The sequence below is a fragment of the Clostridium sp. genome, from assembly GCF_050717515.1.
Classification (GTDB): domain Bacteria; phylum Bacillota; class Clostridia; order Clostridiales; family Clostridiaceae; genus Clostridium_AD.
This window is the reverse complement of record NZ_JBOITL010000026.1, coordinates 39,569-63,065: the sequence shown is the minus strand read 5'-3', so window position 1 is coordinate 63,065 and position 23,497 is coordinate 39,569. Positions and strand designations below refer to the sequence as shown.

General features: G+C 30.6%; 17 protein-coding genes and 1 riboswitch. Of the genes, 2 read left to right on the top strand and 15 right to left on the bottom strand.

Annotated elements, in window-relative coordinates; genetic code table 11:
* Positions 1-67: 67 nt before the first annotated feature.
* From ACREV6_RS12270 to ACREV6_RS12200, 15 genes are all read right to left on the bottom strand, one after another.
* Complete coding sequence (locus tag ACREV6_RS12270; RefSeq protein ID WP_431578318.1) at positions 68-1,204, bottom strand: (Fe-S)-binding protein; 1,137 nt, start codon at positions 1,202-1,204, stop codon at positions 68-70.
* Between the two features lie 117 nt (positions 1,205-1,321).
* Positions 1,322-1,990, bottom strand: a complete 669-nt coding sequence (locus ACREV6_RS12265) for a TVP38/TMEM64 family protein (RefSeq protein WP_431578317.1) — start codon at positions 1,988-1,990, stop codon at positions 1,322-1,324.
* 30 nt (positions 1,991-2,020) lie between these two features.
* Entirely contained in the window at positions 2,021-2,989 is a 969-nt protein-coding gene (locus tag ACREV6_RS12260; protein ID WP_431578316.1) for a sulfurtransferase, read from the bottom strand.
* 209 nt (positions 2,990-3,198) lie between these two features.
* Entirely contained in the window at positions 3,199-4,191 is a 993-nt protein-coding gene (add, locus tag ACREV6_RS12255) for an adenosine deaminase (RefSeq protein ID WP_431578315.1), read from the bottom strand.
* 77 nt (positions 4,192-4,268) lie between these two features.
* Positions 4,269-4,368: riboswitch (purine riboswitch) on the bottom strand.
* Positions 4,369-4,547: 179 nt separating this feature from the next.
* Complete coding sequence (locus ACREV6_RS12250; protein WP_431578314.1) at positions 4,548-5,579, bottom strand: CPBP family intramembrane glutamic endopeptidase; 1,032 nt, start codon at positions 5,577-5,579, stop codon at positions 4,548-4,550.
* A gap of 85 nt (positions 5,580-5,664) precedes the next feature.
* Positions 5,665-6,831, bottom strand: coding sequence for an ABC transporter permease (locus tag ACREV6_RS12245; protein ID WP_431578313.1), 1,167 nt, complete (start codon positions 6,829-6,831; stop codon positions 5,665-5,667).
* 8 nt (positions 6,832-6,839) lie between these two features.
* The gene (locus ACREV6_RS12240) at positions 6,840-7,982 is read right to left on the bottom strand and encodes an ABC transporter permease (RefSeq protein WP_431578312.1); all 1,143 of its coding nucleotides are present in this window, start codon (positions 7,980-7,982) and stop codon (positions 6,840-6,842) included.
* Positions 7,957-8,712 carry an ABC transporter ATP-binding protein gene (locus tag ACREV6_RS12235; protein ID WP_431578311.1) on the bottom strand — a complete coding sequence of 252 codons (756 nt, stop codon included), beginning with the start codon at positions 8,710-8,712 and terminating at the stop codon, positions 7,957-7,959. The genes ACREV6_RS12240 and ACREV6_RS12235 overlap by 26 nt, the downstream gene beginning before the upstream one ends.
* A 205-nt stretch (positions 8,713-8,917) precedes the next feature.
* The gene (locus tag ACREV6_RS12230; protein WP_431578310.1) at positions 8,918-10,690 is read right to left on the bottom strand and encodes a peptidoglycan D,D-transpeptidase FtsI family protein; all 1,773 of its coding nucleotides are present in this window, start codon (positions 10,688-10,690) and stop codon (positions 8,918-8,920) included.
* A 321-nt stretch (positions 10,691-11,011) separates the two neighbouring features.
* Positions 11,012-12,379 carry a SpoVR family protein gene (locus tag ACREV6_RS12225; RefSeq protein ID WP_431578309.1) on the bottom strand — a complete coding sequence of 456 codons (1,368 nt, stop codon included), beginning with the start codon at positions 12,377-12,379 and terminating at the stop codon, positions 11,012-11,014.
* 7 nt (positions 12,380-12,386) lie between these two features.
* Positions 12,387-13,559, bottom strand: coding sequence for a sporulation protein YhbH (yhbH, locus tag ACREV6_RS12220; RefSeq protein ID WP_431578308.1), 1,173 nt, complete (start codon positions 13,557-13,559; stop codon positions 12,387-12,389).
* A gap of 4 nt (positions 13,560-13,563) precedes the next feature.
* On the bottom strand, positions 13,564-15,486 hold the full coding sequence (locus tag ACREV6_RS12215; protein WP_431578307.1) for a serine protein kinase: 1,923 nt from the start codon (positions 15,484-15,486) through the stop codon (positions 13,564-13,566).
* Between the two features lie 188 nt (positions 15,487-15,674).
* On the bottom strand, positions 15,675-18,185 hold the full coding sequence (locus ACREV6_RS12210) for an ABC transporter permease (protein WP_431578306.1): 2,511 nt from the start codon (positions 18,183-18,185) through the stop codon (positions 15,675-15,677).
* 22 nt (positions 18,186-18,207) lie between these two features.
* Positions 18,208-20,718, bottom strand: a complete 2,511-nt coding sequence (locus ACREV6_RS12205; RefSeq protein ID WP_431578305.1) for an ABC transporter permease — start codon at positions 20,716-20,718, stop codon at positions 18,208-18,210.
* Positions 20,715-21,398: an ABC transporter ATP-binding protein gene (locus ACREV6_RS12200; RefSeq protein WP_431578304.1), complete on the bottom strand. Its 684-nt coding sequence runs from the start codon at positions 21,396-21,398 to the stop codon at positions 20,715-20,717. The genes ACREV6_RS12205 and ACREV6_RS12200 overlap by 4 nt, the downstream gene beginning before the upstream one ends.
* Before the next feature lie 204 nt (positions 21,399-21,602).
* Between ACREV6_RS12200 and ACREV6_RS12195 the strand changes: the two genes are divergently transcribed.
* The gene (locus tag ACREV6_RS12195) at positions 21,603-21,977 is read left to right on the top strand and encodes a BlaI/MecI/CopY family transcriptional regulator (protein WP_431578303.1); all 375 of its coding nucleotides are present in this window, start codon (positions 21,603-21,605) and stop codon (positions 21,975-21,977) included.
* A gap of 2 nt (positions 21,978-21,979) precedes the next feature.
* Positions 21,980-23,464, top strand: a complete 1,485-nt coding sequence (locus ACREV6_RS12190; RefSeq protein ID WP_431578302.1) for a M56 family metallopeptidase — start codon at positions 21,980-21,982, stop codon at positions 23,462-23,464.
* Positions 23,465-23,497: the final 33 nt, after the last annotated feature.

The following is a 23,497-nucleotide window of genomic DNA, read 5'->3' as shown; positions in this document are numbered from 1 at the left end:
TACTCTTAAATCATCACCTTGGGTGCTGAAATGTGGTTAAAAATTGTTAACCATCCCTCCCTTTACTTTAAAGTTTTTCAATTTTTCTTTTACCAATACGCCTATTAACCCACTTTTTAGCAGTACTACTCTTTTTCTGCTGAAAAATAAACCTTGAAAACATCTCTTCATTAAACATCAAATCCAATAAATGCACAGCATCTTTTTCTCCTGTTGACAAAGATTCAACGCAAGTTTGGCAGTAAGTTACTATATGGTCTGAGGGAGCCTGCGCTGCTCTTTTGCTCATATGCTCTGTTGCAAGCTTTTCATTAGTTACTCCTACCATGGCACCTGCCCCACAACATAATGTTTGCCTTTTAGAAAATTTAAATTCTTCCATTTTGATGCCCATTTTTTTTATTATTTCTCTAACTGCTTTATGCGTGTTGTCTTCATATCTTGTTGGGCAAGGATCATGAAGACTAAATTTAATATCTACATTGCCATATTTATTTAACAAACCGTCTGGGATAGTACTTTCATTAATTTTCTCCCAAACCGTAGTAATTTTCAAATTAGGACTATTCTTTTTTATACTTATAAAACAATTGGGACAAGTTGTAATTATTTCAGTTACTTTTAATTTTTGTATCTCATGGTCAAGCTGAGAGTAATATTGTTTAAACCCCTGCTCATCTCCCATAGTATGAGTTGGATTTCCACAACATTTTAAAATAATTTTTATTCCTGGTATAATATTTTGAAGATATTTATAAGTTTTCATAACAATTTCAGGACTATAAGACATAAGACTACATCCTGGAATAAATGCAGTTGAACTAAACTCTTCTACCGCTTTTGAACTGGCTGAAAATAATCTTGAAAAACTATTTTTCTGATGAAATTTTATTACCTTATACCCTAATGGCATTATAGCTTTTTTATCAGTTGTAAAAGCATATCTTCGTAATTCTAAATAAAGCTCCCTTTGATTGATATCCCTGGGACATACCTCCCTGCATAAATTACATAAGTTGCAAGAATAGGGTACTTTTATATCTATTTGACCTTCCCTTATTATTTCACTAAAAAGTTCTTTAGGCGACGAGCAGTATTTATCTAACATTATACAGTTTTTCATACACTTATTGCAACCAATACATTCCTTTGTCATTATATCTACTCGCTCTAAGATATCATCACTTAAACTAATTTTTCTCATAGATAATCATCCTTTGTTTTGTTTTTTTAGATATAAATTAAATTATAAACCATAATCATGAAGGTAAAAGCATCCTACATGCCAAGCCTTCATGTTTGCAGCTTATAACTTAACTTATTATTTGTTTTTTTCCTTATATATCTTTTTAATTAGCAACATTAATATGCTTACAGCAAATAAAGTTAGAAGCCCAAAAACCATCATCTTTGTTCCACCCACTAGCATTCCACCAACATAAGAGTAAATAATTGTTGCTGGAAGTTGCCCAATACCCGTAGCTACAAAGAAAGACCAAAAACTCATGGATGTAAGCCCTGCTGCATAGCTTACAATATCAAAGGATATGAAAGGAAGTAATCTAGCAATTAATATTGCATATTTACCATGTTTGTCAAAAAAGTCATCAATACTTTTCAGAGCAAATTTACTTGTTAATTTTTCTACGGTATCTCTACCGAGTAACCTTGCTATGAAAAAGCATAATACTGCACCCACCATTGCGCTACTCCAAGATAATAGTGCTCCACTCACCCAGCCAAATAACCCTGCATTAGCAAAGGTTATTATAAAAGCTGGTAATGGTGCAATAATGGATTGAAGTATCATTAGAATGAAAGATATAACAGGAGCCCAAACGCCGAAGGATAGAATATATCCTTTTATAGCATCAACATTTATCATACTTAGCATAAAAACCATTTCTTTTACAGGTTTCGTAAAAAATAAAATTGTAATTGCTATAATTATAGCAATTTTTATGTAAGTTGATTTTTTAAATTGTTTCACTAGTTTTTCGCCCCCTTTGAATATTATATATTATTTTTCTACCTTTAAATCTACATCTTTAGCCCAAGTATAATAAGATTCATCATAGTTTTTAACATTATTATATCCCATCATTTTTAAAGCTAAAGCTAAGTGTGCTGATCTTATTCCTGCTGTACAATATGTTACTATTTCGTCTTCTTTATTTAAGCCAGCAGCTTTAAATATAGCTTGTATTTCCTCTGCACTTTTAAATGTTTTATCTTCTTTGAAAAGCGAATTAAAAGTTAAATTTATAGCACCTGGAAGATGTCCACCTCTTGCTTCAACAAATTTAACTGCACCGGCGTATTCGTCTTTTTCTCTACTATCTAAAATTTTAACCTTGCCAAGTTTAGCTTTTAACTCTTCAGTATTAATAGTCATAGCCTTATTGGGATTTTCAATTTTAAAACTGCTTGCTACTGGAGCTGTTACCTCTTTTGAAACCTCATATTTGCTGCTTTCCCAGAAATTAAATCCACCATTTAACATTTTTGCATTTTCAATACCAGCCATTTTAAGCATCCATACAAATCTTCCGTCTTCACCCCAACCATTTTTATTATCACAATAAATAACTACGGTTTTAGTTTTATCTACCCCTATAGCTGATAGTTTTTCTGAAAGTTTATCATCAGAAAGAACAACTCCCCATCCTTTGTCTCCAGGCTTTCCTTTCATATTTGAAAATCCTTGCCAACCAACATTTATTGCACCAGGAATATGTCCTTTTGCATAATCTTTATCTGATCTAGCATCTAGAACCAAAACCTCTTTGCTTTTCAAATTCTTAGATAACCATTTTGCATCAGCTATATAGCTACCATCAACATAAGGCGTTTCTGCCTTTTCAGTTTGAGTAACCGTTGTATTTTCTTTTTTTTCAACAGTTTTATTGGCGGTGCAACCCACCATTAATGAACCCATTAACAATGTTGATAGGAATAGCGCTAAGAATTTTTTTGATCTTTTGTGCATAATTTATTTCCCCCTATACTTTATTGATATATTTCCAATTTCACGAAAAATCAATTATTCTGTACTAACTATTGATTTTTTTAAAATCGTTATATAAATTCATTAATAATTATATAACATATACTTATCTTTTAAAAATAGATGGTATCTATAGATATGTTTTCATCTATAGATATCATCTATTGTTTTTCTCTAACCACCAAATATTATTAAATATATTTCCTTAACCTTTCCTTTGTTTCTAAATCAGTAAATGCCGCATCAACACTAGTAAAGTAAATTTGTTTATACTCCTCAAATGTAATGTTAAATTTTCTTGATAAAATATCACATTCCATAGTCATGTTCGTGTCCGATACAGTTCTGTTATCAGTATTAACTGTCACCTTTATCCCATCATTATAAAAATTATAAAAGGGGTGGTCAATAAATGAATCAACTGCTTTAGTCTGGATATTACTTGTTGGACACATTTCAAGAGTAATTCCTTTATCTTTTACAATGTTATAGGCTTCCATGCAGTCTTTAATAAATACTCCATGCCCAATTCTTTCTGCGCCTAAAAGTTCCACTGCTTCCAAAACATTTTTACCTATTCCTGTTTCACCTGCATGAATAGTTACTCTATATCCGTATTCTCTAGCAAGGGTTATAGGCTCTATGAATTTTTCACAAAAGCCTTCGCCTTCAGACCCACATAAGTCTATTGCAACTACACCTTTTGAAAGATACTTCCTGCCAGTTTCCACAACCTCAAAAGCTCTATCAATAGACATAAATCTCATACATGAAAGTATTAAATTTCCTTTTATATCATATATCTCTTCCGCATCTTTAATCCCAGATATTACGCTCTCTATTACTTCGTCAACGGTTAATCCCTTATTTATATGAAGTAGTGGTGCAAATCTAATTTCAATGTATTTTACATTTTCTTTTGCGCAGTCGTAAAGAAGTTCAAATGTAATTCTTCTTAAACTCTCCTTTGATTGCATTACTAAATTGGGAATTTCGAACCTTTTTAAATACTCATCAAGAGACTCACACTCTGCTGGGGCAGTAACTTCTTTTTTAATATTTTCAATATCATAGTAGGGAATACTTATACCCTCCTTCTTTGCTATATCAATTATTGTTGCAGGTCTTACGCTCCCATCTAAATGGCAATGCAATTCAATTTTTGGTAAACTTTCAACTTTCATATTGTCCTCCTTTTAAACTCTTTTAGCTTTTACTCTATTTTTCAAAAAACAAAAAATCCTGACTACAAAGAAAATACATACACTTGTATCTTCTTCGTAATCAGGAATTATAGGCTCCTGGTAGAAACCCCCAAACCATATTATTGGGGTTATACGAATATAAATTAACTTTTTATTATTATATTTAATTGCATCATTTGTTAATATATCCCTCTTAATATCAAAACTAGTGTCTTTGATATTTTATCATAAATAAAAAAATAGTCAAGCTATGATTTTGTACTATAAACCCTCACTATTGACTTAATATAATGTAAAATAAAAACTCATCTAACTAATTACTTTCTAGAAGATCATTAATACCTTAAAACAACTAATACCGTCATGCAAATAAAATATATAGCTAATGGAATATATTTCTTTTTATCTGTATTAATAGTTTTTTCCTCTCTTACTGTATATTTTTCTACTTCATTGTATTCTATACCTTGAGAATACTCTTCTTTCTCTTCTTCAATGTATTCTAATCCTTCTTTTTCTTCTTTATATTCTTTCAATTTCCTTAGATTTATAAATAATATAGCACCACCAATTAAAAAACATACGCAAGCTCCAAATAAAGCTGCACTCAAGCTAACAGTGTTTGGATTAGCTGCGTTGGCTGCTTTTGCTGGATCAATTGCGCCACTTTCTATTCCAGTATTCACAATCTTCATATAACTCATAGCCACTTTACTTAGAATAAAAGATATTGCATTATTTGCTGCATGAAGCGTCATACTTCCTAATAATGAACCTGTATATTCCCTTACCTTTAAAAGAATTAAACCTAAAAACATTACGTATATAATTTGCATTATGTTACCATGAAAGGTAGCAAAAATTGCAGTTATTATAAAATACTTTATTTTTTTATTCCTTCCTTCATAAGCATCTAAAAAGATTCCTCTAAAAAATACTTCCTCAAAAAATGCTGGTACCAAAACTACCACAACAAGTCCTAATAATAGAGAACTACTATTTAGTAAATTAGTTATTGCACTACTATCCTTTATTACAATTGGAAATAACTTCATGCTTAAAGCATTAACACCTACTGCAAAAATATAGGTACCAATGGAAACAAGCATTGTTAACATAACTTGTTTTATAGAAATTTTCTTTATTACCATTACTTTGGTAAATTTTCTTTTAGTAATTCTGCAATATAATAGTGCAATACCACCAAGTGCTATAATACTAGTTGCTCCAGATAGCAAAAGTGAAATATCCCCGCTTATAGGAGGATGTAATTTAAATAACTTAACTGCCAGTAATGGCATTGAAACAAATAACAGTAATGCTAATAGTAATAAACTATTAGCTAATAGTATTTTTTTATTTTTCATAAATTTTCTCCTTTAAATGTAAAGTTAATAATAATAATAATAATAATAATAAATTAAAAGTGTAACCGCTATTTTTGAAGTTGCTCTATCTTCTAAGTAACACACTCTCTACAAATACAACTTTAACTGCAATAAATGCAAGTGCTACAATATATATAATAAGCCAAGCACCTACAATAATCAAATGCTTCATGTTTAATATCCCTAAAAGAATTTCGTTTAAAATGGCGATGGAGTTTACAATGGGTATGTTTAAAAATACGTAACTTAGATTCTTAATATCAATAAAAAAGAATAAATAATTTAATATTATAACCAAAAACAATACTGCAGTCATATAAGCTTGTGCCTCTTTGAAGTTCTTAGCATATAATCCAATCATAAATTGGATAAGAGATATTCCTATATAAGTTAATATAATCATAAGTAACATAATGGTTATATTGGCCGCATTTAACGTACTAATATTTATTAAATCCGTCTTTACTACCTTTGAAGTTATTATAAAGGCTCCTAGTGAAACTAAAATTTCTGCTAGAACAATTAAGAGTAGTGCAGTATATTTAGCCCCTATAACTATACTTCGCTTTGCCTTTGTTAGCATCAAGGCTTCTAGTGTACCTCGCTCCTTCTCTGTTACGCAAATTTCTATAACTACTTGCATTCCAATGCTTAAGGGGAACAATAAAATACACATAGGTAATACATAAAAAAAGCCTGCTTGCTCCTCTGTTACCTTAGATACATTTACTTTTTTTGCGGAATAACTATCTAATATTTTTATGTCTATTCCCTTTGAAATTAAGGTACTGGCTACTAATTCACTTTCATAATCTTGTATAATCTTTTCTATCTTAGTATAATTTTCATCCATTATATCTGTAGTTTTTCTATAAGTAATTAGTTCTATGGGTTTCCCTAATTTTAATGCTTTTGAAAATCCCTTAGGGAATTCTAGCACCAAATCAAAATCTTCATTTGCTACTTTAGTATCTTCTATTACTATTTGCATATTTTTATCCATTGTCTTTATTTTTTGTATTAAGGGCTGCGTGGCTTCGTCCTTTTGTACTACTATTTTAAACTTGAATTTTGAACTATCCTTTGAGGACCCATCTATCATTTTGTTAATAGTGCCTTGTACATTAAACATATATATATACATTATAATTGGTATTAAAAAAAATGAGATCAAACTCTTTTTATCTCTAATAAAATTTATTAATTCTTTTTTTAAAACTGCATAAAACATCTTATCACCTATACCCTAAATATAAATTTTTCACTGTTTATAGCCTTAATACACAATAATACACTTATAATTATATATATAAGTAACCATCCAATAACTATAAAAATATTCGCAAAATTGAATATTCCTGCTGTAAGTTGTTTTAATATTAATACCACATTAAATATTGGCAAATGGTAAAACATTGATTTATCTGGAAGAAACATAGACATAACTATTGGTATCATTATTATTATTAAAAGAGGCGAAACCAACATTTGACTTTCTTTATAGTTTTTAGCAAAAAAACTTAAGGTTAATTGCAATGCACTTAAAAATATCACCGTAAGCATTAGTATAATTAAACTTATCATAAATCCAACAATGCTAATATTCATTGAGGGCACTTTAAATTTGAATGCAGACATTGCTGCAATAATAGCTAATCCCAAAACCAATATGGATATTATGGAAATAATCACGCTTATTATTGATATAAAAAGCAGTTTACCCAGTAAAATTTTATATCTGGAACCTTTAGTACATAACAGTGGTTCCAAAGTATTCTTTTCCTTTTCACCTGCAGCTATATCTGTGGTTAAATAAGAAGTTGAAATCATCGGAAATAAAAGAAATAGCATAGGTAATACTAGGCTAATTAGTACTGTAAAACTGTCTATTGTCTTCCCCTTTTCATCCAGGTTTTTTAAAGATATGGGATTTATGTTCTCATATTTTAATCCGCTTTCTTTAAGGACAGAAGTTACATAATCCACTTTCAAATTCTGTATGCTGCCTGTAATCTTATCAAATAAGAAGCTTTTTTTAGTAGAATCGTATTTAATCTGTATTACTTTATTTTTATCCTCAGAAAGTACAATTATAGCGTCCACGGTTCTATCTAATATATCACTATCGCTATAAACCCTATCATCAATTATCTTTACTCCCTTAGTTTTCTTCATGGCTTCCATAACCTGTTGATTTTTTCCTTCAAAACTAACCTTTATTCCTTTAACATCACTTTTCATAGAAATAAATGCACCTAGTGCTACTATTGCAATAATCAAGGGATAAATTAATATTGGTAATAACAGTGTATTTACTAATAATTTTTTATCTCGCGAGTACATTTTAAATTCATTCTTAAATACTTTTAATATTGTATTCACTCTCTACACCACCTGTTATTAAATGAATAAAGACATCCTCCAAGTTATCCAATGAATATTTTTCTTTTAGGTAACTGTCAGTTCCTTCCTCAACTAATTGTCCTTTATTTATTATAATTACTCTTTGACAAAGTCTTTCTATCTCACTTATAGAATGACTAGAAAATAAAATAGTCTTTCCTTCCTTGGACCACTGTGCGATTAAATTATACAATAATCTTCTTGCAACAACATCTAGTCCTGTAGTAGGCTCATCAAGTAACATTATTTTAGGGTCATGAACTATGGCTCTTGCAATAGCTATTTTTTGTTTCATGCCTCTAGACAGCTCTGATGCTTTCTTATCCAGATAATCTCCAAACTGAAAATATTCTGCTAAATTCATTATTCGATTATTAAGCTCTTGCGGTTTCATATCGTAGAGTTGTCCAAAATATTCAATGTTTTCTCTTGCAGTTAGTCTGTCATAAAGAGCTACATCTCCACCAAAAAGCGCTCCAATTGAGCCTCGAACCTTTTCGCTGTCTTTCTTAACATCATAGCCATCAATAACAACTGTTCCTTTTGTAGGACTTAAAATCGTAGCAAGTATTCTAAGAGTAGTAGTTTTTCCTGCTCCATTTTCTCCAAGTAGTCCAACAACTTCCCCAGCCTTTACACTAAAGCTCAGATCCTTTACTGCTAGCACCTTTTTACTATACTTCTTATATAATCCATTTACTTTAATCATTGTTCATCACCTTTTTCCTTCTTTGTAAACTATATGATTATTATACTATATATACCTAAACGGTGCCACCCACCTGGCAAGTGGCAAGTGGTAAATTAATATGTAGGAGATATTGAAATAAATTACAAGTCAAGCTTAATACATAAAATGATCAATTATCGATGATTAATGATCATTGTACATTGATCATTCTAAAATCGGCTTGTTATTTATTATCTGGGGATATGTTAAGTATTTTAAATAGGCCTGAAAATAGCTTACGTGCTGCGGGTACTGCTGTCTGAGCGGCATAATATTTACTGGAGTTTGGTTCTTCTATAGTAACTATCAATGTTACCTTTGGATTAGCAGCAGGAGCCATACCTGCAAAGGATGCTATATACTTACCATCCTCGTAGCCTCCCGTAGTATTATTTACCACATTTGCAGTTCCTGTCTTTCCAGCTATGTGGTAACCTTTCATATAGGTATCTGTTGCAGTTCCGCCCTTAACAACCTTCTCCAAATATTTTCTTAATTGTGCTGCTTTTTCACTACTGGTTATAGTCTTTTCGCCAAGATTATCATACTTTTTATCTAGAATTTTTTTACCATTTACCATGTGTGATATTTCCTTCATAACATGTGGCCTTATCCATGTACCCCCATTTGCTACTGCATTGAAGGCAGCAATATACTGCACTTGGCTAACTGCAACACCTTGTCCATAGGACATGGTTGCAAGATCAATCGGTTCAATGCTTTTAAAATCCTTTACTATTCCAGTACTCTCCCCCGGCAAGTCTATACCAGTTTTCTGCCCAAAGCTAGCCTCCTTTACAAATTTATAAAAATTTTCTTTTCCAATTTTTTGTCCTAGCTTAATAAATCCAACATTATCAGAATTTTTAATTATATCTGAAAAAGTCTCAACCCCATAAGCCTCTTTATTATCATTATACAATGTTGTATTACCAACTTTAATGCTCCCATCACTTACAAATCTGTCCTCGCCTTTAACCGCATTGTTTTCAAGCGCAGCCGCAGCTGTTATAACCTTAAAAATTGATCCTGGCTCAAACACATTACTTATAGCTCCGTTCTTCCAGGTTTCCTGTATTTCACTGTCTGTTTTCCCTTCTGCAAACGGCTTATTTAAATTATAACCCGGTGTACTCGCCATAGCCAAAACTTCACCATTTTGTGGATTCATAATTGTTATACTAACGGACTTAGCACTATTTACAGTCATTGTTTCTCTAGCTACTTTTTCCGCTAATTCTTGAATTCGTTCATCTATAGTTAATGTTATATTCTTTCCATCTATAGGTTGCACCGTGGTTGCTTCTTTGTAGGGCAATTCATTATTATTCCTATCCACTTCAGTCACTTTTACCCCAGGCACACCTGCAAGTTCCTTGTTATAGCTCTGTTCCACTCCGCTTACTCCATCTCCATCAGAATTGGTATGCCCAATAACATGAGATAGAAAGCTATTATTTGGATACAACCGCTCTACATCTCTTGAAATTATTATCCCATTATATTTTAAATCTTTAATGGTATCTACCATTTCCTCTTCAACTTTTCTTTTCAGCAATACAAATTGAAGTAGCTTACCCTTACCATCTTTACTATTTAATGTTTTTTCAACATCGCTGCTTTTAATATTCAATATCTGCGACAATTGGTAAGCTGCTTGTTTTTCCGTAATTTTTTTACCCCCCAAATACTTTTTAAATACATTCAAATCAACATCAACCCTATAAACATCTGCACTTGATGCCAATTCCGAACCGTTTTTACTCAGAATAACTCCCCTTTTGGGAGTTGTTTTTATAGTTTTAGTCCACTGTTTTAATGCCAGCTGTTTATAACTCTCACCATTAATAATCATTAAATAAATCAATCTACTCACAAGAGCCATAAATACTATAGAAAATACCGTACCTATAACTAAAATTCTTTTGCTTCTCACCTTTTTTCTTTTCAATCCCATCACCAACCTTTTTTATTTAACTTCCTCTTTTGTTCCCCGTGTCCTCTCTTATCTGTAAGTTACCGATATGTTAGAGTTTATTATAGCATTTATTTGTGAAAGTTTTATGTATAAATGTTGCCACCCACGTGGCAAGTGGCAACTTGCCAGTTAACTCATTAGAATTTCATACCATCCATTTCTATTTATTATGTTATTTAAAAGAAAAAAATCACCTCAATTTACAGTTGTGTTTTATAATCCACAACCCTAGGTTGAGGTGATGCTATTTAGCTGTAATATTGTTAACCGTCCCCAATTCAAAACAACCCACGTAAAGTATTATTTTTTTATAGATACCTTCTTATCCTCACATACAAATGTAATTTCCTTTCCAATCTGTGTTGTTTTTAAAGTCACAGTATGGCCCCATAAATCATATATATACTTTAATGTAGCTTCTGCGTAGCTAATATTTAATTCTCTTCCATCAAAAACATGCTCTAGAATTAGTGTTTTATCCTTTGGCAACATTTCTTCTACTCTAATAAATGGAACAGTCCCTACACCACAAGACCTACTTAAAGTATTTTTAATATTTTTAAATCCACTCTCATCAGCCACTTCACTAATTATATAATCCTCATTCTTAGCTGCATACTCAAATAAATTAAGCTCTACACATAGTTCCTGCGTTAAATACTTCCTTAAAAAGGACTCATCTCGTTCAAGAGCTCTAACTTCAAATATTTTCTCCTTGCCATATCTTTTCAAAATATCTTCGAAGATCTTAAAGCCTATAAAATATGGGTTTATTGCGCCATGCCCAGGAGCTATAACATCATTATGCCTTTTAATAAATTCTAAATAAAGTCCGCCTGGTAAATCCAGCTGCTTTAATATATTATAATGCCAAAAGCTAGCCCAGCCTTCATTCATTATTTTCGTTTCAATTTGAGGCAAAAAGTATGCTGTTTCTTGCCTAATAAATTCTAATAAACACTTTTCCCATTCCTCCATATCACCATGTTTAATTATAAAATAAAGAAGATCATCCTCTGGCTCTATAGGTATTTTGTTCAAATTGGGAAATGCTAGTTTCACATAAGCATCTAAGCTGCTATGAACTTCACTATTATTTTTATAATCAGCTAAAAGTCTTTGCTTTAAAACTTCCTCTTCAATTCTCTTTTCTCCAATAACCCTAGAGGTTTGAAGCTTAATTGCATGAGCTGCATCAAGTATTCTTTCGACTTTTTCATAGCCTATACTTGGATCATTTATATAACTTCTTACCATATCTGCATGAAATTTAAACATCTCCACAGTAGATGCAGCTCTAGTTCCATCTTTAAAAAGTCTATTATTTTTAAAAAAATCATTATGACCATAAACATGAGCTATAGTAAGTATCTGCAATAAAAGCGTGTTTTCTTTCATTAAATATGCAATACATGGATCTGAATTTATAACCATCTCATAAGGTAAGCCTGTTAAATTATATTTATATACAGTGCTATTTTTTTCGTAAGATTTTCCAAAACTCCAATGAGGATACCTTGAAGGCATTCCAATATAAGCTTCGTAGGACAGCATATCCTTATACCCTATTATTTCAAATTCTTGAGGATAAAAATCGAGTCCTATATTTTCTGCAATACCCTCAATTTTTTCATTCCAATTTTCTAAATCCTTTAAGATATATTCCAAATCGCTGTCACCTCTCTCCTTCTTTTTTTAGCATGTATTTAAGACCTTTCCATAAATCTTGTTTTTGCTTTACTTCCACTGATATAAAGTTTTTATTAACTACTTCTTTTTCAAAAATACTTTTCATAGAAGAATTATAGTATTTATTCATTAGCTCAACATATCCAAATAAATTGCACACCTCACAAATATTTTTGGCAGCCATTATGGCTTTTTTATTATCCTCTTGCCAATTATCTCCATCACTAATGTAAAATACATATGCATTCCAATATTCCGGATTATATCTTTTATCAATTATTTCTAAAGCCATATTTAATCCACTAGAAATATACGTACCCCCTGATTCAACTTTATGAAAAAAATCATCTTCATTTACCTCTTTGGCAATAGTTGTATGTGCGATAAACTCAACCTCTACATTTGTATATTTTGATCTAATAAACTGAGATAGTATAAAGAAAAAGGAACGGGCCAAATATTTTTTTGTGGTATCCATTGACCCAGATACGTCCATTACACATAAAATTACTGCATTTGATTCTCTCTTTAAAACTTGCTTTACCCTATGATATCTTAAATCCTCATTTTTAAAGGGCAATCTTTCAATCTTTTCTTCCTGTGATGACTCCATTAATGCTTTACTTTTTCCTTGTTGCCTTTTGATCTTCTCCACTACTGTTCTTTTTTTAGCAAGACGGGGCTGGATACCATGTTTTTGATAACCTGCTCTTTTAACACTATTTTCTGTTAAGATTTCCGAGAACTTTTTTTTATCTAGCAGAGGAAGTTCTAAATCCTCTAAGAGGTAATTTAGTGCATCTTCTAAGGTTATTTCAGTTTCATAAATGTCTTCACCTTCGTCCTCCCCTGCACCACTGCTACCTTTCCCTTGACCTTTAGCCTTTTCTTTTCCTATGACTTGACCTCTTTTTTCGCTACCATCTCCACTTCCCACACCACTCTTATTTTCATCAAAAATAAATTCATATTCCTTAAGGCCTTTTATTGGTATTTTAATTTTTTTATTCTTACCTTGACCTATAATGCTTTCTTCTGACAATATATCTGCTAAATTTTCTTTAATAGATTTCTCCACAAGCTGACGATGGCGTCTTCTATCCTCTACGGCTCTATCATGATCTATGGGTGTTACGTTATAGTCTCTAAAAATTGCCATAGGACTAATCCTTCCATAAATTGTTAGCTGCGTATTTAAGTATTACGTCACAACAATAATCGCAATATCCATTTGCCTTCATTTGTTCCACCATTACGTTATATTTTTCATCTTGCTCCTTATCGCGAACTCTAGATCTAGTTACAATTCTTGAAAGTTCTTTTACAGAGCTTGTTAGTTTCTTTTCAATTGCTTCCCTTAAAGGCTCATAAGACTCGTATTTGATTTTCCCACCATTTCTAACCACATAAAACATATAAGAAGTTACATCACTTCTAAAACCCTTTGAAGAACTTTCAGATATCCCAATCCGCTCTTCTATTGAGCGCATAAAGGATTCATCTGCCACAAGCTCCTCACCTGTAGCTCTATCCTTTAATTTTGCTTTATTTACAAAGGCTTCTGCATTGTCGATATAGTTGTCAAATAAACTTTCCGCTTGCTCCTTATAGCTGTGGATAAATGCCTTAGTTACTTCTTTCTCCAATATTTTGTTATATTCTTTTCTAATAGTATCCTGAACAAAGCCCATATATTTTTTCTTTTCATCCTCAGAAACATCCATTTCCCTGACTGATTTAATTATACTTTCCATAATAGCAAGTGGATTTATGCAATCAAATTCTGAATTTGAAATAGCGTTATCAATAGCCTTTACTATAAATCTTGTGGAAATACCATGCATCCCCTCATCAAGACCTGCTTCTTCCCTGAGTTCACTAATATCCATTTTCTTAGTAGTTCCTTTTTCTACTATTTCTTCACCATTATAAATCTTTAACTTTGTTATAGGATCTACCTTGTTTGAAGGTTTAAACCTTGAAAGCAACGCGAACATTGCAGCAGTCTCAATGGTGTGTGGTGCTATATGAGGCTTAAAGTTACTCTTTTTAAGTATCTTATCATAAATCTTAATTTCTTCATTTAACTCAAGACAATAAGGAACTTCTATCTTTACAATTCTATCTAAAATAGCTTCGTTAGTATGATCTGACTTAAACCTATTCCACTCAGCTTCATTAGAATGGGCAATAATTATACCATCAAAGTAAATCATAGACCCCTTTCCTGGTGAAGGTATTGATTTTTCTTGAGTTGCAGTTATTATGGTATGAAGATATTCAACATCATTTTTAAATACTTCTATAAATTCTACCAGGCCACGATTACCAACATTAAATGCTCCATTAAGAGAGAAAACCCTTGGATCATCCTCTGAATACATATCCATTTTAGATATATCAACAGATCCCGTTAAAATTGATGTATCTTGATTATTCGGATCTACAGGTGGAACAACCCCTATACCTTTTCTTGATCTTATTGAAAAAGAAGTAGTAGTAACAGGAAAATTCTCATATTCTCCATTGTATTCATGAATTAATCTATATTTACATTCAAGGCAAAGATCCCCTTCAATTTCTACATTAAGCATTCTCTCAAAATCTCGCCTAAGATGTTTTGGTATTAAGTGCAATGGTTCTTCATGCATAGGACAGCCTTTTAAAATATATACTGGCTGCGTGTTTTCAAAGGCTTTCTTTAGTGCCTCTACCAGGGATGACTTTCCCGCTCCTACAGGCCCGGCTAAATATAATACCTGCCTAGATTCCTCTCCCTTCATAGATGCCGAATAAAAGTAACTTACTATCTTCATAAGTACCTTATCAATTCCAAAAAAATCCTCTTTAAAAAAACCATACCTTTTTATTAGATCATTGCCATATATCTTTCTTGTTCTTGGATTTTCTTCAGGTCTTAGGATTTCAAAGCCCTTTTTTATTATTGTGTCATACATCCTCTTATGAGAAAGCTTAGCTATATCAGGATCTTTGTTAATTATATCTAAATACTCTAGAAAGCTTCCTTCAAATTTACTCTTGATTTTAGCTTCTCTATCATTTTTTATTACTTTTTCAAATTCCATTTAATACCTCCTAAGATAGAATTATTTTTATTATTAACTATATGCAAGGACAAACCTCCAACATGATTAATAATTAAAATAAAATGGTGCCACCCACGTGGCAAGTGGCATGTGGCAAAAAAATAAACTCCAAAAGGAGTTTAAACCTCCTTCTGAAGTTATTAATATTCATCACCTAATTTTATGATTTAATCTACATTTCTAATTGAATCAATTATACTAGTAGAAAGTAATCTTTTAAGAGGAGCAATAGATGCCAGTACACATATAACCATAGAAGCCGAAAATACCACTAAAATACTATTCCAAGGAAAGAACCACTGTACAGCCTTATCATATTTTAATGCTTTGTATAAAATAATATGTAGCACAATCCCCATTATACTTCCCAATATAGCACTAAAAATTCCATATAATAATCCTTCTTTTACTATCATACTGCTTATTTCATCTTTTCCCATACCTATAGCTCTAATCATTCCAAATTCTTGTCTTCTTAATATAATATTCATACTTATTGTGTTTATTATATTTACTATTCCTATAATAGCTATTATAATTACAAAGCTATATAATATTACGGATATACTTCTTTGAGCATTCTTATAAAATTCTAATTGATCTTTATAACATATTAACTTCCCTTCTTTTTGACCTTTTATATATTGGTTAAGCCTACTTTTTATATAATTTTCATCTGAATTTTCTTTTGTATTTATTCTTAATACTCTATACTTATCTTCTTTTAACCAATTCTTTAAAACATCCTCATGAATAATAACTACAATATTAATTCCACGATCCATTGTTGGAAATGGTAGCTTATTTAATATAGCACCTATGGAAACTTTCCTATTATATTGCTTCCATTCTTCCTCCTCTTTCATAGCACTCTTTATATTAAGTTCATCGCTTACTATTAAATTTGTACTTTTATCACTTGAAAAATTCTGAACTAAAACAGCCTTATTATTATTTTTCATATCTTCTACATCTAACTTTCCATCCACTAAATATTTGCTCATTTCTTTCAATTCATCATCATTACATCCATACAATTCTATTGGAACATTATAAATATTACTTTTTATTTTGGAATCATCCTTATTATTCTCTAAAGATACTTCCTTCAATTTTTTTTTGTATGATTCTGTAATTTTTTCTCCACAAATGTCCAAGGATGCTCTAAAATATAAATTTTTATTAACCGAAGTTATACCTTGTATATCTAATATTTCACCTACAACATTCCTATCATAACCTGCATTTTTTTCACTATCGCTGGTAGTTAATATATAATCAGAATTTATATCCGCCTCTACGTTTTTTACGGGATCAACCCATACACAAAAACTTGTGACTGTAATAAAAAGCATTATACTGATACTTAATGATATAACAGTTACTAAGAATCTTTTTTTATTCCTTGTTAAATTTGTATACGCCATGCCTGTTGTAAATTTACCAAACACTTCTATTTTTTTCTTTCCCTTTGAATTCTCTAACTTTTCTCCTTGAACAGATGTGTTATTTATTGCTTCCATTGGAGATATTTTTGATGCTTTTTTTGACGGAAAATATATAGATACAAATATAGCTATAAAACATACTATAAAAGATATCACAATTCCACTAAAAGGTACCGCTGCACTCGCTTTAAAATTAGTACTAAAGCTAAATAATTTGTTTATTTCATTCATAGAAATAATGCCGAGTAATATTCCAAGTGGTATAAATGTGCAACCTAATATTATTCCCTCTCCAAATATTAATTTTCCAATTTGCTGTGTATCTGCTCCGATGGCTCTTAAAAGCCCAAATTCGTGTATTCTTTCAACTACTGAAATACTATATATATTATAAATTACAGATATAGCCGAAATTATTATTATTATTATTCCTAAAAAAGTAAAAATCATATTTGCTTTTTGCGCCGAATTTAAAGTACTTATATAGCTATAGTTCTCATCAATAGAAATTCCTTGTATCTCACCCATACTTGTTAAGGTTTTTTTTATATCAGCCGATGGTTTAAGTGTGAAATGATGTATATATCTATATTCATCTCGCGTAAGGGTATTTTTCACACTATCTATAGTCAAATACCCTTTAGCATTTTTATCTCTCATTGAATCCAATCTATTTTCTAAGATACCAGTTAAAATAAATTCCTTCTCTCCACTTTTAACCCCTGGCGACTCCTTACCATCTTTAAACTTTATATAAGTGAATATATAATTAAGCTTTAACTTGTCACCTATTTTAAGCCCCTGCTTAAATTTATTAAGCACCCATTTTTCTAAAGCTATTTCTGAATCCTTCTGTGGAAAGCCTCCCTCTTCCAGCTTAAAATCTAAAAGTTCTGTATCTATCTTGTCATAACCATTTAATTCAATTCTATTTTCGGTGTCAAAAGTTTTTGAGTAACCCATTAGTATAGTAGTTCCAAATTTATCTATAGAAGGTTCACTTTTTAATGTTTTTATACTTTCAAAATTTCCTGATTCCGTGCAAGAAGCATAATAATGACCTCCACTTTGTTTTTTACCGTTTTCTATTTTTTGCTGTTTATAATTTGATAAGGTTAAACTTAGACTTGTAATTAACATGGCTGAAAGCATTATACTTATGGATATAAATAAGGTTCTCTTTTTGTTCTTTATTAAACTTCTTGGTATAAGTCCCCAAAAGCTCTTCATTGTCTACCCCCCCCCTGTTAACCTACTCTTCACCCTTTATAGATTCAATAATACTTGAAGAAAACACTTTTCTTGATGCATTCATTGATGAAAATAAACAAACAGCAATGGTTGCTAAAAATAATACTATTATAGTAAATATAGGTAAACTCCATGTCATCCCTTGTGTAAGTGATTTTCTTGCAAGCACAAATAATATAAAGGATAACACTGTTCCTAATGCTGTTCCCAAAAATCCAGAGGCAACCCCATAAAACATCCCTTCTGCTCTTATCATTTTTTTAACTTCATCATTTCCAAAGCCTATAGCTCTAAGCATGCCTATTTCTTTTTTTCTTAATAGTATATTCATACTCATAATATTAAGCAAATTAACCATACTAACTATTGCTACTACAATTACAAAACTGTACATTATTAGTGAAACTTGTAAACTATTCTTTTTAGCTTTTTCTAAGGCTTCTTTATAAGATACCAATCCAGCACCACGATGTTTTATTAGCCTCTGTTTTAATGTTTTCTCCACTTCATCATAATTTGCATTTTTACTTAAGGTAACTTTTACATTCTGATATCCCTTAATATTAAGATATTTTTCAGCAACTTTATCACTTACAATTATTACATTATTGCTTTGTGCATCGTAAGTGTTAAAATCTTCCTTTAGCAAAGCGCCAATAGTAAAAATTTCACTTTTATAATCTTTAAATCTTCCATCCTCATCATATGCACAATAACTTAATTGTATTTTATCGCCAACTTTTAGTTTAGTATAATTACTATAATTTAAATTTTGGCCTAAAATAATCATTGGTTCTTTTAACATCTTCTCTTTATCCATTTTTCCTTGTATAATATTCTCCTTAATGTTATCTAAATCTTCTAGTGTATAACCTCTTATTTCTGTTTTAAACTTATATCGCTGTTTTTCAAAATCATAGATTGATTCTTGTGATGATTTACTCGCTTTAGCAAGAAATTTTACACCATTGCTAGTTACCAACTCCTTTTCTACCTGCATTAAGGAAGTGGATGTTTTTAACTTAACTATTTTATCTATACCTTTTATATCTTTAATATCATCTAATTCACTATCAGATAAATAATAATTAGGCTGGTCTTCTGCAACAGATATTACGAAATCCCCTCCCATTTTAGCTTTAATACTGTTTATTGGATCTGCAGCATTTATCAAATAATTTACAAGCATAAACATTATTATACTTATACTCAGTGAAACTACAGTAGTTATAAATCTTTTTTTATTTCTATTTAGATTCAAGTAGGCCATATCTGCTGTAAATCCAAAATTTTTATTTATTATTTTTTTCATGCGTGAATTTTCCTTTATGTTTTTACCTTTTAATTGCAAATTGTTATTTGAATTAATAGCTTCCATTGGAGATATTTCAGAAGCCTTTTTAGCTGGAGAATAAACACCAATTATTATAGTTAAAAATCCAACTATAAAAGAAACTATAATACCACTTTTAGGAATATGCATTATCCTACTAAAATCCTTATATCCAGACATAAGAATGATAATTCCTTTAACTACAAAATTTCCAATAATAATTCCCAGGGGTATAAATATAAATCCCAGTATTAATCCTTCACCCAGCACCAACATCTTAATCTTTGATGGCGAAGCACCTATGGCTCTTAGCATACCAAATTCCCTTATTCTTTCTATTACTGACATATTAAATATGTTGTAAATTATTACACTAGCTACAATGCTTATTACTATATATAAAATTATGCTTACAAAATCAATACTTTTATATGCTTGTAATAAAAATGATTTGCTACTGTTCTTATTAAATTCTATGTTTTTATAATCATCAGTTGCTGGTAATAACATAAAACTTTCTTCCATAGGCAGTTTTGGATTTATATTTAAATATCCTCTATATAATCTCTCTTTTGGTGGCAGCACAACTTCAGCATAATCTTTAGGTATGTATGCAAGTCCTGTATTTTTTAGTTGATTGGTATTAAATTTATATTGGAAAATACCTGTTAACGTAAACTCCTCTTCTTTTTTAAATTTTTCAAACCTACCTATAGTTAAGTTTAATTTAATTTTATCTCCTATTTTATATTTTTTAGGCATAGCATTTAATACCCAATCTTCCATGGCTATCTCGCTATTACTCTCTGGATATCTTCCTTGTATTATTTTGAAATTAATAAATTCTGTTATGTTTTTATCAAAACCATTTACCTCTAAGATGTACTTAGAGTTAGGCACCTTATAATCTCCTAGCTTTAATACACTAGATGTTTTATCTACTACAGGGTCTTTATCTAATTTTTCTAAATCTTTTTTATCTGGGGCATAAAAGAATCCATCATATGTTCCACCAAAATCATCTACCATACGTTTATAAGAAGAACTTTTCAAAGTATCAAGCATTATGCTTAAAGAAATGATTAAAGAAATTGATAATATTATACCTACTGCCATAAAGAAAACTCTCTTTTTGTTTTTTATTAAATTGCGTGGTATAAGACTCCAAAAACTCTTCATTTTCTCGCCCTCGTGTCCCCTATAATCTCTCCATCTGCTATGGTTATAACTCTATCTGCGCATTCCGCAACCTTGGGGTCGTGAGTTATCATGACAAGGGTTTGGTTATATTTTTTTATAGACATAGTAAGAAGCTCTAGCACTTCCTTACTATTTTTGCTATCTAAGTTTCCAGTAGGCTCGTCTGCAAATATAATTGAAGGTTTAGTAGATAGTGCCCTTGCTATAGATACCCTTTGCTGTTGTCCTCCTGATATTTCTCCTGGCAAATGAGTTTTTCTATTTTTTATATCTAAAATTTCCATAAGTTCATTTATATAATCCTTGTCTACCTTTTTTCCATCCATTAAAATTGGAAGTTTAATATTTTCTTCAACAGATAATATGGGAATTAAATTAAAGAATTGAAATATAAATCCTATGTTTCTTCTTCTAAATCTAGATAATTCTTTTTCACTCATAGAATAGATATCCGCACCATTAATATATACATGACCCGCTGATGGCTTATCAAGACCAGCTAATAAATGTAGAAGTGTACTTTTTCCCGAACCACTTGGACCTACTATTGCAGTGAATTCACCTTTTTCAATAACTAAGTCTGTTGACTTTAATGCTTTAACAGATGCTTCACCTGTGCCGTAGGTTTTTGTTAGATAATCTGTTTTTAATAATTCCATTTTTAACTCCCCCTTACAACCCATAGTGGATTACTTTTGTAATCCTTTGTATAATAATACTTTTATTTATATATTTTGTCAATAACTTAAATATTGTCCTAATTATATATATATTTAAATATTTGTATTTATTTTTTTTGGTTACAGGTGTAATATTATGTTAGAACTACATTTGTAATCTTTTTTTAGAAAGAGGTGTATCCAATGAAAACTTTACCGAAAATATCAGAAGCAGAATGGGAGGTTATGAAAACCATCTGGGAAAACAATCCTTGTACATCTAATGAAATTATAGAAAGCTTAGAAGATAAAACGGAGTGGATGCCTAAAACTATAAAAACACTAATAACCAGATTAGTAAAAAAGAATGTATTAGGTTTTAATGCAGATGGCAGAGTATATTACTATTATCCATTATTAACAAAACAGGAATGTGTAAAAGCAGAAAGTAAATCTTTTTTAAAACGCATATATAGCGGCACACTAAAAAGTATGTTAATAAATTTTATAGAAGAAGATGAGTTAACCAAGGAAGAGATATGTGAACTTAAAGAAATGCTTGACTCACGGGAGCCTTAGCCATGGAACAATTAATTATTTATTTATCTCATATCTTTAAGCGCTTGTTTCACTTATCATGCACAGCAAGTATTTTGATTTTAATGATTTTGTTTATAAAAACCTTGCTGAAAAATAAATTAGGGTTTAAATTCCATTATGCTATATGGTTCATACTTATATTAAAGCTTATAGTCCCCTTTACATATGAGAGTTCTCTAAGCATATTTAATATAATTCCTATAGCAACACAAAAGACTAATGCATTTTTATTCACAAATGATTTTTATATCAAAACTATGAATCAGGATAATAATACAAATGTTGTATCACCACCCGCAGAAGAAAATATCACATTCTCTAAAAATACCTCTTTAAATATTTTAAACAATGTTAAATCGTTTTTCACAAAAATATCTCTTTATGATTTGTTTTCCACAATATGGATAGCAGGTATGTTATTGTTAAGTATTTATACAATAGTTATCAGTATTATTTTTAACTATAAGATTACTCATAGTAAGGTACTTACAGACAAAAATATTTTAAATGTTCTAGAGGAATGTAAAAATAAAATGGATTTAAAAAAAGCTATACCAATAATTGAATTAGAAGGACTTCGCAGCCCGGCAATTATAGGATTTATAACTCCTAAAATACTAATTCCAATTAATTCTACTAATACAATAAGCATTAATGAATTTCATTATGTATTTTTACACGAACTTTGTCATTTCAAAAGGAAAGATACTATTCTAAATTATTTGATTAGATTACTTTGTATATTTCACTGGTTTAATCCATTAATATGGTATGCTTTTTATAAAATGCGCCAAGACCGTGAACTATGTTGTGATGCTACAACTCTTTCTTATATAACTCCAAATAACACTAAAGAATATGGACATGCAATCATCAATCTATTTTCAAATTTCCATGCGTTACCTAAAGTTGCTGGAATTTCAGGAATGATTGAAAATAAATCTCAAATTAAGAAGCGAATTATTCTCATTAAATCCTTTAAAAAAGATTCTTGTAAGTTTTCTATTATTTCTCTTATTGTACTTTTTCTCTTTGCATGTGTTATATTGACAGATGCTAAAGCCCAGCAAAATATTAAAATTTTATCAAAGTCAGTTGTATCTGATTCAGGTGTAACTATTAAGGTAGATAATACCCATTTTCCTTTTTTTGATGATGCTACCGTTATCGGGAAATGGGACAGTGTTGATTTTGTAACAGAAATAGCTAACTTTAACCCTAATAATAAAAATTGGAAAGAGAATTTATTTCTAAAAAATTTAACCTTTAAAGAAAATGGCGAAATGAATGATTCATGTCTATCATGGACAAAAGGGGTAGTGATTCATCCTGGCGAGAACACTGCTAGTACATATACTCTTAAGGAAATCAACGGATCAACTTATATGTTCTTTGAATGGAAAAGTGGAGATTATGTACTGAGAGATATGGTTCCTTCCTATTATGTTCTAAAAAAGACTGAATAAATAAACTTCTATGATTGAAAATTTTCAATCATA